This is a genomic window from Gordonia sp. NPDC003376 (assembly GCF_053589235.1).
This window is the reverse complement of record NZ_JBSFRM010000001.1, coordinates 413,817-427,503: the sequence shown is the minus strand read 5'-3', so window position 1 is coordinate 427,503 and position 13,687 is coordinate 413,817. Positions and strand designations below refer to the sequence as shown.

General features: G+C 66.1%; 12 protein-coding genes. 8 read left to right on the top strand and 4 right to left on the bottom strand.

The window, feature by feature from the left end; genetic code table 11:
• Positions 1–2 precede the first annotated feature (2 nt).
• Positions 3–1,169: a thiolase family protein gene (locus ACWDUA_RS01850; RefSeq protein WP_449749298.1), complete on the bottom strand. Its 1,167-nt coding sequence runs from the start codon at positions 1,167–1,169 to the stop codon at positions 3–5.
• Between the two features lie 130 nt (positions 1,170–1,299).
• Between ACWDUA_RS01850 and ACWDUA_RS01845 the strand changes: the two genes are divergently transcribed.
• On the top strand, positions 1,300–1,887 hold the full coding sequence (locus ACWDUA_RS01845) for a winged helix-turn-helix transcriptional regulator (protein WP_449749297.1): 588 nt from the start codon (positions 1,300–1,302) through the stop codon (positions 1,885–1,887).
• A 60-nt stretch (positions 1,888–1,947) separates the two neighbouring features.
• On the opposite strand, the gene ACWDUA_RS01840 is transcribed toward ACWDUA_RS01845, so the two are convergent.
• Complete coding sequence (locus tag ACWDUA_RS01840; RefSeq protein ID WP_053776603.1) at positions 1,948–2,415, bottom strand: M15 family metallopeptidase; 468 nt, start codon at positions 2,413–2,415, stop codon at positions 1,948–1,950.
• A 365-nt stretch (positions 2,416–2,780) separates the two neighbouring features.
• On the opposite strand from ACWDUA_RS01840, the gene ACWDUA_RS01835 reads away from it, so the two are divergent.
• From ACWDUA_RS01835 to ACWDUA_RS01825, 3 genes are all read left to right on the top strand, one after another.
• Positions 2,781–4,796 carry a CocE/NonD family hydrolase gene (locus ACWDUA_RS01835; protein ID WP_449749296.1) on the top strand — a complete coding sequence of 672 codons (2,016 nt, stop codon included), beginning with the start codon at positions 2,781–2,783 and terminating at the stop codon, positions 4,794–4,796.
• Positions 4,797–4,830: 34 nt separating this feature from the next.
• Complete coding sequence (locus ACWDUA_RS01830; protein WP_449749295.1) at positions 4,831–5,244, top strand: LPXTG cell wall anchor domain-containing protein; 414 nt, start codon at positions 4,831–4,833, stop codon at positions 5,242–5,244.
• 153 nt (positions 5,245–5,397) lie between these two features.
• Positions 5,398–5,826, top strand: a complete 429-nt coding sequence (locus ACWDUA_RS01825; RefSeq protein ID WP_449749294.1) for a class F sortase — start codon at positions 5,398–5,400, stop codon at positions 5,824–5,826.
• Positions 5,827–5,919: 93 nt separating this feature from the next.
• Here the strand turns inward: ACWDUA_RS01825 and ACWDUA_RS01820 are convergent, their stop codons facing one another.
• Positions 5,920–7,641, bottom strand: coding sequence for an acyl-CoA dehydrogenase (locus tag ACWDUA_RS01820; RefSeq protein WP_449749293.1), 1,722 nt, complete (start codon positions 7,639–7,641; stop codon positions 5,920–5,922).
• Positions 7,642–7,918: 277 nt separating this feature from the next.
• Here ACWDUA_RS01820 and ACWDUA_RS01815 point away from each other — a divergent pair, with 277 nt between their 5' ends.
• From ACWDUA_RS01815 to ACWDUA_RS01800, 4 genes are read left to right on the top strand one after another with little or no spacing between them, the layout of a single operon-like run.
• A complete protein-coding gene (locus ACWDUA_RS01815) occupies positions 7,919–8,701 on the top strand; it encodes a crotonase/enoyl-CoA hydratase family protein (RefSeq protein WP_449749292.1) in 783 nt (260 codons plus the stop codon).
• A gap of 11 nt (positions 8,702–8,712) precedes the next feature.
• Positions 8,713–10,539, top strand: a complete 1,827-nt coding sequence (locus ACWDUA_RS01810) for an AMP-dependent synthetase/ligase (protein WP_449749291.1) — start codon at positions 8,713–8,715, stop codon at positions 10,537–10,539.
• The gene (locus tag ACWDUA_RS01805) at positions 10,536–11,321 is read left to right on the top strand and encodes an SDR family oxidoreductase (RefSeq protein ID WP_449749290.1); all 786 of its coding nucleotides are present in this window, start codon (positions 10,536–10,538) and stop codon (positions 11,319–11,321) included. Before ACWDUA_RS01810 ends, ACWDUA_RS01805 begins: the two co-directional genes overlap by 4 nt.
• 6 nt (positions 11,322–11,327) lie before the next feature.
• Positions 11,328–12,158, top strand: a complete 831-nt coding sequence (locus ACWDUA_RS01800; RefSeq protein WP_449749289.1) for an MBL fold metallo-hydrolase — start codon at positions 11,328–11,330, stop codon at positions 12,156–12,158.
• Positions 12,159–12,235: 77 nt separating this feature from the next.
• On the opposite strand, the gene ACWDUA_RS01795 is transcribed toward ACWDUA_RS01800, so the two are convergent.
• Positions 12,236–13,492: a TetR/AcrR family transcriptional regulator gene (locus ACWDUA_RS01795; RefSeq protein ID WP_449749288.1), complete on the bottom strand. Its 1,257-nt coding sequence runs from the start codon at positions 13,490–13,492 to the stop codon at positions 12,236–12,238.
• Positions 13,493–13,687 lie beyond the last annotated feature (195 nt).

The following is a 13,687-nucleotide window of genomic DNA, read 5'->3' as shown; positions in this document are numbered from 1 at the left end:
GATCAGATCCGTTCGATGATGGTGGCGTTGGCCAGGCCGCCGGCCTCGCACATGACCTGCAGTCCGTAGCGCCCGCCGCCCTGCTCGAGGTTGCCCAGCAAGGTGGTCATCAGCCGCGCCCCGGATGCGCCGAGGGGGTGTCCGATCGCGATGGCACCGCCGTTGATGTTGACCCTGGCGGGGTCGGCGCCGGTCTCACGGAGCCACGCGAGCACCACCGACGCGAACGCCTCGTTGACCTCGAACGCGTCGATGTCGCCGATCGTCAGACCAGCTCTGGCCAGCACCTTTGCTGTGGCCGGGATGATGCCGGTGAGCATCAGGACCGGGTCGTCACCGACCACGGCGAACGAGTGGATGCGTGCCCGCGGGGTCAGGCCCAGGCGGCCTGCGGCCTCCTCGCTCGTGATCAACACCGCCGCCGCACCGTCGTTGATCGGCGAACTGTTGCCCGCGGTGACGTTCCAGTCGAGGTCCGGATACCGCTGCGCCCAGTATTCGCTGCGGAACGCAGGCCGTAACCCACCCAGTGACGCCACCGTGGAGTCGGGCCGGATGGTCTCGTCGGTGCGCAGGTCGGTGACCTGGGTGACCTGCGAGTCGAATGCACCGTTCTTCCATGCGGTGGCGGCGCGCTGGTGTGAGCGAGCCGAGAAGTCGTCGAGTTCGGCGCGTGACAGCGACCACTTCTGTGCGATCAACTCGGCGCTGATCCCTTGGGGTACAAGACCTTCTGAGTATCGTTCGGACACCTTGGGGCCGGTGAAGTCGCGGCCGAGCGACTGCGACCCGATCGGGACGTGACTCATCGACTCGATACCCGAGGCGATCACCACGTCGTAGGCGCCGGCGATCACGCCTTGCGCCGCGAAGTGCAGGGCCTGCTGGCTGGAGCCGCACTGGCGGTCGACGGTCACGCCGGGGACGGACTCGGGGAAACCCGCTCCGAGCAGTGCCCACCGTGCGGTGTTCCCGGACTGCTCGCCGACCTGTCCGACCGCGCCGCTGATCACGTCCTCGACGATCGCCGGGTCGATACCGGTGCGGTCGACGAGGCTCGCGAGAACGTGGGCGTGCAGGTCGACGGGGTGGATGTGGGCGTAGGCGCCGCCGGGTTTGCCCTTGGCGACGGGGGTGCGGACGGCATCTGCGATGACCGCGGTGTTCATGGTGTTCCTCCCGGATCTCAGGTCGTGCGGAGCGACATTCTGGGGTAGGCGTAGGGCTGGCTATGCAATCCCATAGTCAGAACTGTACAGGCTGGCTATGGGATTGCAAAGTGAGCGGTACGATGGGGATATGTCACAGGGTGAACGGGGTGCAGGCGATCCGGTCGACGACGCGCGGCCGGAGGGAGCGCGCGAGGAGTCGGACGAGGTGCTGGAACTCCAGGGTGCCTACGCCGACCGTGATGCGTGGACGGCCAAGGGATTCTGCCGGATGGAGCGCGCCCTCGAGGTCATCGGAACTCGGTCGTCGATGGTCCTGGTGCGCGAATTGCTCTACGGTGCACACCGATTCGACGAGCTTGCGCGCCGGGCGGGCTTGAGCGAGGCCGTCGCCGCGGGGCGACTCAAGCAGCTCCATGCCGACGGCATCGTCGACCGTCGGCCGTATCGGGAGCCGGGCAGTCGAACACGCTTCGAGTACGTCCTCACCGAGCGCGGTCGCGAGCTGTACACGATCTTCGTGGCACTCGTCGACTGGGGCGACGGACTCCGGGACGACCACCGTACCGGTGTGCGACTGGTGCACCGCGGCTGTGGCGCACCGTTGTCGGCGGAGGTGCGGTGCGCGCACGGGCATCGGGTCCCGGTGGAGGAGGCCGCGGCCGGACTGCGCGACGAACCGTGGGCGTTGCGGCAACGCTCTCGCGCCCGGGACTGAACCGATCGGCGCCGTGCGAGCGGACCGGGAGGCTGTCTTGGTACCGCGGGGAGGAACCGGTCAGGGGAGGGCTGCGCCCATCTGGTCGGCGCGCACCGCCGCGTTCGGCCACATCGCCGGGCAGCCGACGCCCGGGATCGATGTCTCCTCGAAGTGCCACCACTCGTTGGTGAAGGTGCGACACAGTCCCCAGCGGTACCCGTAGCGTTCGAGCCAGGCCGCCCCGGCCTGTGGGCCGACGTCGATCGCCTGCCCGCTGACGTGCGTGGACTCGTGTGGCGGCAGCACCCACTTGCGGGCCTCGGCAGGACTCCCGTACTCGGCGAGCCCGTCACGCCACATCTGCTGCTGCTCGGCGTACGACCGCTTCCCCGACGTGATCCACAGGTCCACGCCGTCGGCATGTGCCGCGGTGGACGCCTGCTGGTAGGCGGTTGCCAGTGCGGGGTCGAGGCCGGCGGTCTCCGGTGCTGCGTGGGCCGGCGCGCCGGTCCACGCCGACAGCGCTCCCAGGCTGCTCAGGGCCATCGCGGCGATCAGGATGCGGATGCCGGCGGGGCGTCGGTCGGGTCGGAACACCTCGTCGACGATACCGCGCCCGGCTGCGGGGTCTCGCCCGCTTGCCGTGGTGATCGAAGCTCGGGGCGGCTGTTCGACAGCGAAGAATCTGGACACCGAGACCTGGGTTGACAGAATTACTCACCGGTAAGAAGATCTATGGCGCACATCACCGACACTCCCGTGATGGGCACCGGTCACACCCGGGGGCTGCTGTAACGGTGTGGGACACGACGCGGCGGGGTGTCGGATGGACCGAAGAACACGGGGGGTCGGGGTCAATGCACGCAGATCGGGGTTTGCGGACAGCGTCGGGGAGGTTCCGCCGTGGTGCGGTGCTCATCACCCTGCTGACGGTGGTGATCGCTGCGTTCGTTGTTCCGCCACCACCTGCCGATGCGGCACCATTGGGTCTGAATCCGTTGCAATGGGCCAAGACCCATGATTCCGAACGGCAGAGGTATGCGGGCATCTCGGTCACCCCGAGTGTGCCGATCACCATGTCGGACGGCACGATTCTCCGTGCGGACATCTACCGTCCGGCCGATGGTTCGGGACGGGCGACCCGGGACAAGAACCCCGTCATCGTCAACCTGACCCCGTACAACAAGCTGATCGCGATGATCGCGGCCGCCGGGTCGAACGTGCCGGGGCTCTCGCAGCCGATGTTCGACCTGCTCGCGAGCATCAACCTGTCCGGTACGCCGATCTCGGGCACCGAACGGCTGCTGAAGGTGGCCAACGGTGGACTGCCGAGCGTGTTCTCGGTGGACCCGAAGCTGGTGCGCAGCGGCTACACGCAGATCGTGGTCGACGTCCGCGGTACCGGTACCTCCCAGGGGGTCTGGGATGTCTTCGGCAACCGTGAGCAGAAGGACACCATCGAGGTTCTCGACTGGGTGCGCACCCTTCCCTACTCCAACGGAGACCTCGGCATGTCGGGGTACTCGTACTCCGCGATCAATCAGCTGCAGGCCGCGTCGAAGCGTCCCCAGGGGCTCAAGGCGATCTTCCCGGCCGCGCCGATGACCGACATCGTCGCCGACGTCGTCGCACCGGGCTCCGGATACGGGGCCGGCTTCCTGGCGCTGTGGCTGTTCGCGGTGAACGCCACCAAGGTGATCCCCGATGTACCGAGCCTGCTTCGCGGACAGTTCGATCCGGTCTGGTTGCGTGACCGCCTGAACAATCCGGCGGTGTTCGTCAAGGAATATCTCGAAGGGCTCACCGCCACCGACGTGAACTCGCTGAGCGGACGCACTCGTGAACTGGTGCAACTGGATTCGACCTATCGCAAGGCGCTGACCACCGACGCCGCACGGATCCGGATCCCCACCTTCGTGGTGGGTGGCTGGCAAGATCTGTTCACCAACATGGAGTGGCGTGCGCTGGACCAGCTCAGCGGTGTGCCGGCCGCGCAGAAGAAGCTGGTGATGAGCACCGGTGAGCACATGACCAACGGCTGGGACATGCGCGGCGCCCCCGGGCAACCGCCGTCGATGGCGGTGCTGCAGCGGACCTGGTTCGACCGCTGGATCAAGGGTGTTCCCAACCGCATCGACGAATATCCTTCGGCCACAAGCCATCAGCAGGGTGGCGGCTGGGTGCAGTCGCAGCAGTTCCCGCGTGGTGACCAGCAGCATCGTCGGCTCTATCTGACACCGGCACGCAGCGGCACGTCGCCGACCTCGGTGCGCGACGGCTCGCTGTCGGCGAGTGGCCCGAAGACCACTGCCCGGTGGACGGTCAGCCCCGGTGTCACCACGCTGTGCTCGGGCGACACCAACCGTGATCAGATCGGCTTCCTGAGTTCGTTCGACTTCTGCACCGGGGACAACCGGATCGCCGAGCGCGGTGCCCTGACCTTCACCTCACCGGCGGTCCCGCAGGCCACCTCGATCAACGGCCCGATCAACGTGCACCTGCGCACCCAGGTCGACGCCACCGACGGCTTCTACGTCGCCGTGGTGTCCGACGTGGCACCCGATGGAACGTCGAAGGTGCTCACCACCGGCTCGATGACGGTGTCGATCCGTAACCAGATCGACCGTGCCGCATCGCGATACGAGACCAACGGTGACCTCGTGGATCCGATCTACGCACTCGACGCCTATCGGCGCGACCTGGTGAAGCCGGGTGCTGTGCAGTACCTCGACATCGGGACCCTCGGCACCGATGCGCTGATCAAGCGTGGCCATCGGGTGCGGGTGAGCGTGTACGCGTTCAATGCGCCGCGGGCGGTGAGCTTCGGCCCGATCAGTCACGACAGTGGTCTGAAGCCCGAGCATGTGCTGCTCGATCCGGCCAACCCGAGCTGGGTGCAGTTGCCGAGTAGTCGACCCATCGGCTGAGCGGGGATCGTTCGAGAGGTGGCGGGTGCAGGTCGTGACGACTGTGGCCGCCACCGTCGGCGTCATGGGAACAGGTCGGGATTCCTCCGCGCGTCGGGAGGATCCGGCCGTGCCGACCACTCCGGTCGTGCCGACCATCCCGGGGATTCCCTCTGTGCCGGTGGAACTTCCGGTTGCGGACCTGCCCGAGGTGGGAATCGACATCCCGAGCACTCCCGCCGCGGGGCCGGACGGTGAAACCGTCCGCACGGTGCACAACACCACGGGTCAGACCGTGTACGGATACGAGAACGGATCCGGCGACTTCGTGCCGCTGTCCTACAGCGAAGGACTGACCGTCGAAACCGGCGGCGTCGACGACAACTCGGCGCCCGTGTGGGTCGCCGGTGCCGCTGCGGGCATGGCCGCGCTGGCCGGATTCGTGGCCTTCCGTCGTCGGCGGAAGTGAGCGTTCGCACCACTCGGTCCGCAGGCGGTTCTGACCGGGTGTGCGACTCCGGAACAGGCATCGATCCCTCTGGGTACCAATGCATCTGCTCCGGTAGTCGCGACCCTTGCGCGGAGTGCGGACGTACCCGCGGCCGTCCCCACCGCCATCGCGGTGCCGGCCGCGGGAATCGACACCCCGGTCACGGTGATGGACACCACGGAGTGCCCGGTCCTCGACCCGCCGGGAAGTGATGTCGCCTACCGGGTGGGATGTCGCTCTGAGGCCGGAACCGACTCCGATGGAACGGTATTCGTGATAGGTCACTCGATCGCCGGCGGCGACGCGGTGTTCGACGACCTCGGCCGGGCCCGTCCCGGGGACACGATCGTCCTGACCACCCGACGTGGCGTTCTGACCTACGAGATCGCCGAGACCGCGGTGTACGACAGGCACGGACAGGCGCAGCTGGAACCGCGCCTCCGTGGGCGGGTGCCGGGCAGACTGGTTCTGGTCACGTGCTATCTCGGACCCGACGGCACGACTCTCACCGATCAGAACTCCGTCGTCTACTCGACACTCGTCGGCGCCGTCCCCGCGTGAGAACAGGTATGACGCGGCCGGGTCAGGATACTTCGTGTCCGATCCGTGTCGTCAAGGCGATTGGTCGGTCGGAAGAGCGAATTCACCGTGGTATCAGATGATTTCACCGGAGGCTATGGTCTCGGCCAGCGAATGGACCCGACTCAGATGGTGTGCGCCGAAGAAGTCGGCCTCGGTCAGTCGTCGCCGATCGGCGGCGCCGAGTTCATCGCGGACGAGGGTGGCGCCGACGATCCGGCCATGGGCCCATCCGCCGGCGAGCAGCCCGAGGAGTTCGAGATAGGGAACGCCGACAGCGAACGCACCTCGCGGATCGGTCGAAGCATGTCCTACGAGTGCAGACGTGGCCTGTCGGGTGGCGGTGAGCGCTCGGTCGAGACGCTCGACGGTGCGCTGGGCGATCGGGTCGCTCGACGATCGCAGTGGCCGGAGGTCGTCGGCGACGAGTTGCGCGAACTTCATCACGGTGCGGGCCTGGTTCCGTAAGAGTTTGCGGCCGATCAGGTCGTTGGCCTGGATAGCGGTGGTGCCCTCGTAGATGGGGAAGATTCGCGCGTCCCGATAGTGTTGCGCGGCACCGGTTTCTTCGATGAATCCGAGACCGCCGTGAACCTGTACGGCATCCGAGGTGATCTTGACGGTCTCCTCGGTGACCCAACCCTTGAAGATCGGAACCAGGAAGTCGGCGAGTTCGCGTGCGTCGTCGGAGCCGGCGCGCTCGGCCTCGTCGAGCCACTGGGCGAGCTGGATCGACAGCGCGCGGAATGCCGAGATCCGACTCGACATCGAGAGCAACAGCCGTGTCACGTCGGGGTGCCCGGAGATCGGGGTTCCGTTGGGCCGGCCGAGTACCCGGCCCTGAACCCGATCGTCGGCATAGTCCCGGGCCTGCTGATAGGCGCGGTCGGCGACGCCCAGCCCTTGCAGGCCGATGCCGGTGCGGCTTGCGTTCATCATCACGAACATGGCGGAGAGGCCACCGTGTAGCTCGCCGACCAGGCGTCCGGTCGCTCCCTCGTATTGCAGTACGCAGGTGGGGCTGGAGTGGATGCCGAGCTTGTGTTCCAGCGACACTGTCGTGACCGCATTGTCTTCACCGACAGCGCCTTTCGCGTCGGGGATGAACTTCGGGACTGCAAACAGCGAGAGTCCGCGTAGGCCGGCGGGTGCATCCGGGGTCCGGGCCAGTACCAGGTGCACGATGTTGTCGGCGAGGTCGTGGTCGCCCCAGGTGATGAAGATCTTCTGGCCGCTGATCGCCCACGTGCCATCGGTATTCGGGCGGGCGGTGGTGCGGATCGCCGCGAGGTCGGTTCCGGCTTGGGGCTCGGTGAGGTTCATGGTGCCGGTCCAACGGCCTGCGACCATCGGCGGTAGGTAGATGGCGCGGACGTGATCGTCACCGGCGGCGTGAAGCGCGAGGATCGCGCCGACCGACAGCCCGGTGCACAGCGAGAATGCGGCATTGGCTGCGCTCCACAGTTCACTGAGAGCGTTGTGGACGGTCCACGGTACGCCCTCGCCGCCGATCTCGCGAGGCACCGTGATCGAGGTCCAGCCGCCATCGGTGTACGCACGGTAGGCCTTCTGATAGCCGGGCGGAGTGGTCACCTTTCCGTCGATGAGCTGTGCGCCGACACGATCACCCACCGCGTTGAGTGGATGGAGGGTCTCGACGGCGAGGTCGCCCGCCGCTGCGATCACGTCGCGGACATCGACGGCGGTGAGTTCGCCGTCGGTTGTGTCGGCGATGATGTCTCGGCCGAAGTAGTCGGAGTACAGGAAGTGGTAGTCGTCGGTGGGCACCCGGTACATATCGATCCTTGCGGTGTGATGGGAGTACTGCAGAAGTGGTTGTAGAACAACACTATTCGTGACTCTTGCGATCTGGGGCCCGGCAGGCGTTGCGGGCTCCGGAGGCGTGGGAACGCCACGATCCGACTAGACTAGAGCGTCTAAATCGGGTCGTCAATGGGTGTCGATGGGTAGCTGCGCAGCTGTTGACTAGTTCGTCTAGACGATCTAGTTTAGTGATCCACTGCACTACCAGTGCGGTACGCGACAACGCCCGGATGCAGACAAAGGAGCAGCCATGACGGAGAACACTGCGGGAACGGTGACCTTCCGGACCGAGGGTCACATCGCGATCATCATGGTGGAGAACGAGGCGAAGATGAACTCGTATACGCCCGACATGATGCGTGAGCTGGCCGGCCATCTGACCGCCTTCGACGAGGACGACTCGCTGTGGGTCGCCGTGTTCTGTTCGGCAGGAAAGCACACCACCGCAGGCCTGGACATGCCGAAGTTCTTCGGCCCCGATGCGGACGCAGAGATCGATCCGTCCCTGGTGGATCCGTTCGCCCTCGGTCGGCGCGCCACCAAACCTGTCGTGGCGGTCGTGCAGGGCAACACCTTCACCGTCGGGATCGAGATGATGCTGGCCGCCGATATCGCCGTGGCCGCCGACACCGCGGTGTTCGCACAGCTCGAGGTGGCGCGTGGAATCGCTCCGCTCGGTGGCGCACATTTTCGGTATCTCACCCGCACCGGGTGGGGAAATGCGATGTACCACCTGCTGCGTGCCGACACCTTCGATGCTCGGCGAGCACTGGAGCTGGGATTCGTTCAGGAGGTGGTTCCGTTCGGTGAGCACATCGAGCGAGGAATTGCCCTGGCCGGAGAGATCTGTGCCAACGCGCCGTTGGGCACCCGTGCCACCAAGGCCGCTGCTCGGCGCTTCCTGGAGCAGGGGGAGCAGGCCGCGATCGACGCGATCGACGAGGTCAAGCAGAGCGTCTTCGCCAGCGCGGACTTTCTCGAGGGCATCACCTCCTTCGTCGAACGACGCCCGGCTGTCTTCCAGGGCAAGTGAAGGGTCCGATCATGTCGATTCCGGCGATGATCCGAGATCGGGCGACGAGTGGCCCGACCGATCCGGCGATCTCCTGGCAGTCCGGGACCGATGCCACCACTCTCTCCTGGGCGGTATTTCGTGACCGAATCCTGACTGTGGCACAGGGATTCATCGCTCTGGGTGTCGGCCCGGATGCCGATGTGGCGATCCTGCTGCCGAACACCGTCGAGCACGTCCTCGCCGACCTCGCAGCAATCCACTGCGGCGCGGCCACGATCAGCATCTACCAGACGTTCTCCGACCATCAGATCGAACACGTGCTCACCGATGCGGGGCCTCACGTCCTGGTGGTCGCCGACGACGACACTACCCGACGCATCGAGGGACTGTCCTGGCCCGCCAAGGACGACTGCCTGGTCATCGCGGTACACAGTACGGGGACCGCCATGGACTGGGCCGAACTCGAACGCCTCGGGAAGTGTGCCCCCGGGGCCACCCGAACCGAGATCGATACCAGAATCGAAGAGTTACAACCGGATCGACCACTGACCTACATCTACACGTCCGGGACCACGGGACCGTCGAAAGGGGTGCCGCTGACAGGTGCCAACATCGCGGCCTCGCTCGAGTCGCTGGTGGGGTCGGCCACCCTCGACTTCGACTACCGCTCGATCTCCTACCTCCCGTTGGCGCACATCGTCGAACGGTTGTGGACCCTGTACCTGCCCGCACGAGTCGGCGGTCATGTCGTCTGCTGCCCGGACCCGGGCGACCTGGTTCCGTTGATGATCCGGTTCCGTCCGTCCTACTTGTTCGGTGTCCCTCGAACCTTCGCAAAGTTGCGAAGCGGCGTCGAGGCATACATGAGCACACCTGAACTCGACCAGGTGCGCCCCGAGATCGACCGCGCACGAACGGTGTTGGCGGAGGTGAGCCGACTGAACCGCGCCGGTGAGACGGTGCCGACGGTCCTGGCTGTGGAAGCGGGGCGTGCACGAGGTGGGGTGCTGCGCTCGGTACGTGAACGACTCGGCCTCGACCGGGTGATCACCGCCACCTGCGGTGCGGCGGCCATGCCCGAAGAGCTGCACGAGTTCTGGGCGTCGATGGGTATCGATGTCGTCCTCGGATACGGCATGACCGAGAACAGCGGCGTGGTGACGAGCGATCGGCCCGGAACCGGCGCCGTCGGGTCGGTGGGTGCACCGATGCCCGGATGGGAGGTACGAATCGGCGACCATGGTGAGATCCTGGTGCGCGGTGCAGGCAACGCGGCGGGTTATCGGAATCGGCGCGACGCCACCGCCGAGCTGTACCTCGATGAGGGGTGGATGCGGACCGGTGATCTCGGACGCCTCGACGACGCGGGGCGACTGTATGTGACGGGTCGTGCGAAGGACCTGCTGATCACATCGTCCGGCAAGAACATCGCACCGTCGTCGATCGAGGACAAACTGACCGGCCGATCCGTGATCGATCAGGTGATGGTCTTCGGTGAGGGCCGACCCTATGTGGTCGCGCTGATCACTCTCGATCCCGACGCCGTTGTCGAGTTCGCCCGACGACATGGGATCGTGGGTTCCGCGACCGAACTCCGGGGTCACCCGACGATAGCCACCGAGGTGGACCGTTTGGTGCGGGCTGCGAACCCACAACTCTCGAGGCCCGAGCAGATCAAGCGATATCGGATCGTCGATGCACACTGGACACCACTCACCGGTGAGCTCACCGCGACGATGAAGTTACGTCGCAGTGTGATCGGTAAACGCTATGGCGCCCTTGCGAACGCGCTCTACACCGACCCGATGCATCCCGTGTCAGACACCAGTCACCCCAACACAAGTGAGGAACAATGACCATACCACTCGATGCCTTCTCCATCGCTGGAAAGACCGCCCTGGTCACCGGGGGAACACGCGGAATCGGCTACATGATCGCCGAGGGACTGCTGAAGTCCGGTGCCCGCGTGTTCATCACCTCACGGAAGGCCGAGGCGTGCGCCGACGCCGAACGCACACTCGCCGAGTTCGGTGACGTGACCGCGATCCCGACCGACCTCAGCGATCCGGAGAAGTCGGCCGATCTCGCCGCGGCGATCGCCGAGCAGACCCCCGAGCTGCACATCCTCGTCAACAACGCCGGTGCCACCTGGGGCGCGCCCTTCGACGAGTTCCCGATCGCCGGCTGGGACAAGGTTCTCGACCTCAACCTCCGTGCACCGTTCGTACTCACCCAGCAACTGCATCCCCTGCTGCACAAGGCCAGTCGCGTCGACGACCCGGCCCGGGTGATCAACGTCGGGTCCATCGACGGCATCGCCGTGCCCGACTTCGACAACTTCTCGTACTCGGCCGCCAAGGCGGGTCTACATCACATGACGCGGCACATGGCCGCTGCGCTCGCGCCGGCGATCCTGGTCAACGCGATCGCGCCGGGACCGTTCCCGACCAAGATGCTCGAAGTCCCGCTCGCACAGCGGGGTGACGAGATCCGCTCGTCGAATCCGCTGAATCGCATCGGAAGTCCCGACGACGCAGCATCATTGGCGATCTTCCTGTCCGCGCGTGGTTCGTCGTTCATCACCGGCGCCACCATCCCGCTCGACGGTGGCCTGTCGACCACGATGAGGGTGGGGTGAGATCCGTTGGTTGAGCTCACTCTCGACGTCTACACCTGCCCAGCGATCGACCTGCCGAGTGGCGGTCGGTTCTCGCCCACCACGTCCACGCTGGTACTCGGCACCACCGAGGCATTGCTCGTCGACACCCAGTATCTCCCCGATGACGTGGCCGAGGTCCGACGTCGGATCGAGTCGTCGGGCCGGACACTGACCACCATTTTCATCACCCACGCGCACCCCGACCACTATTTCGGCCTGCAACGCCTGCTCGAGGCGTTCCCGACGGCGCGAGCGGTGGCCGCCTCGTCCGTCGCTGCGCATGCCGCGGCGGCCCTCGACGACGATCGGGCCCACAGCCGAGGGTTCTTCGCGGGCGCGGCTGTGGACAACACCGCGGTTCCTGCTGCACTCCAGGCCGGTGACCTATGGGTCGACGGTGAGCTCGTCCGGGTTCTCGAACTGCCGCAAGCAGATATTCATCCGACTGCAGCCCTGCATATTCCGGGCATCTCGGCAGTCATCGCGGGAGATGCGGTCTACAACGAGGTCCATCCCTTCCTCGCCGCGTCGGGTCCACGGGACTGGCCTCGGTGGATCGACAGTCTGGATATGATCGCGGCCCTTCGGCCGTCGATCGTCGTCGCCGGACACAAACAACCAGGTCTGCCGGACACCCCGGCAGCCCTGGCCGCCACCCGGGCCTACCTCGAGGCGTTCATCACGGGTGTCGAGACCCTGCCGGATTCCCGGACGCTCGTGGCGCACATGCAGAAGCTGTTCCCCGACCACGGGAACCCGTCGGCGCTGGTGATGTCGGCGGTGACCGCTTACAGGCAAATGAAGAACGGGTCGTGATGCGATCGATCGGTCCACCCCGACTCCCGACCGAGCGCAGCAGGGTCGAAGGGCTCACGAGCCAGGGCACGCTCCGGTCAGTCGCCGGTGATGACGTCGACGACGGCATCCGCCACGGACGAGAGTGACGCGTTGTCGCGGGTGGATGCGGCCACCACGAACGATCCGTCGATCAGGGCGTGGACGGCTGCACTGAGCTCGCCGACATCGGCGTCGGTGCGGACCTCTCCGCGTTCCTGCCCGTGGGCGAGAATCTCCTCCAGTTGCCGGCGCCAGTTGCCGACCAGTTCGGCAACCTTGTGCCGCAGTACATCCGACGACGTGGCCACCTCGGTGGCGAGCTTGCCGGCGAGATCGGTATTGCGAAATCCCGAGTCGACGAAGATCTGTGCCATCTCGGTGTAGTACCCGAACAGGACGTCCGCGGTGGTCGATTCGTCGAGTCGTGCCGACCAGGCCGACAGTCGTGCCCGGTGGAAGTCCCCATAGGCGTCCAGAACGGCGACCACGAACGACTCCTTGGAACCGAAGTGGTGATAGAAGGACCCTTTGGGGACGTGTGCGCGGTCGAGGATGCGATCGACGGTGGTCCCGTGGTATCCGCGGTCGAACAGCTCGTCGATCCCGGTGCGTAACAGTTGTTCCCGATGTGCGGTGCGGGCGTCGCCGTCCTTCGGGGATTGATCTGATCGACCGGACCTGCGGCGCCGCTTGGGTTGCCAGTTGTGGGAGGGTGCATGCGGTCCGGGACTCAGCAGGACCTGGAGCCCGCGGGTGGTGGCGTCGAGATAGTCCCGGTCTCGAAGGACGAGGGCGGCGACGAAGGAGCCGTCCACCATCGCGAGTACCGTGTCGGCCAGATGCTCGGTCGTGACATCGGTGCGGATCTCACCGTCGGACCGGCCCGTGTCCAGCATGGCGATCGTGACATCGCGCCAGTCGGTGTAGCTGTGGGCCAGACGTTTCCGGTAGGTCTCGGAGGTGGCCGCCAGTTCGTTGGACAGCTTGCCGATCAGGCACGATGCCTGCCAGTTCGAGGCAACCAGCCGCTCGACGAGGACCTCATGGAAGCCGGCGATCCGCTGTGGAACGGTCAGGTCGGTTCGTGCAGCCCACTGTCCGATGATCTCGTGCTGGATCCGATCGTAGGCGTCGAGGACGGCGAAGCCGAATGCCTCCTTGGAACCGAAATGGTGGTAGAAGGACCCTTTGGGGGCTTCGGAGGCAGCGAGGACCGCGTCGACGGTGGTGCCGTGGTAGCCGTCCGCATAGAGCAGTCGCAGGCCGGATTCCAGAAGGCGTTCCTTGTGTGTCGGACGCTTGCTGCTGGTCACGTTCCCTCTTCGAGCGATGGCGGGGTGGGTCTGGACCATCCAGTCTAGACCTCTGCCGGGGGTGTTGGACGACCTGCCCGGAGCGGGCCAAGTGGATCTCCGGATGTGCCAGGTCGGGGCCTTCTGATCCGCGATCGGAGCGGGCGTCACCACGGACTCGGCGGTCTCCGGTGGTGCGGTGGCCGGTCTGGCGGT

Bases quoted from the DNA above. Each gene is read 5' to 3' on its own strand.
- ACWDUA_RS01850 (WP_449749298.1), bottom strand. From the start codon at position 1,169: ATGAACACCGCGGTCATCGCAGATGCCGTCCGCACCCCCGTCGCCAAG.
- ACWDUA_RS01845 (WP_449749297.1), top strand. From the start codon at position 1,300: ATGTCACAGGGTGAACGGGGTGCAGGCGATCCGGTCGACGACGCGCGG.
- ACWDUA_RS01840 (WP_053776603.1), bottom strand. From the start codon at position 2,415: ATGGCCCTGAGCAGCCTGGGAGCGCTGTCGGCGTGGACCGGCGCGCCG.
- ACWDUA_RS01820 (WP_449749293.1), bottom strand. From the start codon at position 7,641: ATGTACCGGGTGCCCACCGACGACTACCACTTCCTGTACTCCGACTAC.
- ACWDUA_RS01815 (WP_449749292.1), top strand. From the start codon at position 7,919: ATGACGGAGAACACTGCGGGAACGGTGACCTTCCGGACCGAGGGTCAC.
- ACWDUA_RS01810 (WP_449749291.1), top strand. From the start codon at position 8,713: ATGTCGATTCCGGCGATGATCCGAGATCGGGCGACGAGTGGCCCGACC.
- ACWDUA_RS01805 (WP_449749290.1), top strand. From the start codon at position 10,536: ATGACCATACCACTCGATGCCTTCTCCATCGCTGGAAAGACCGCCCTG.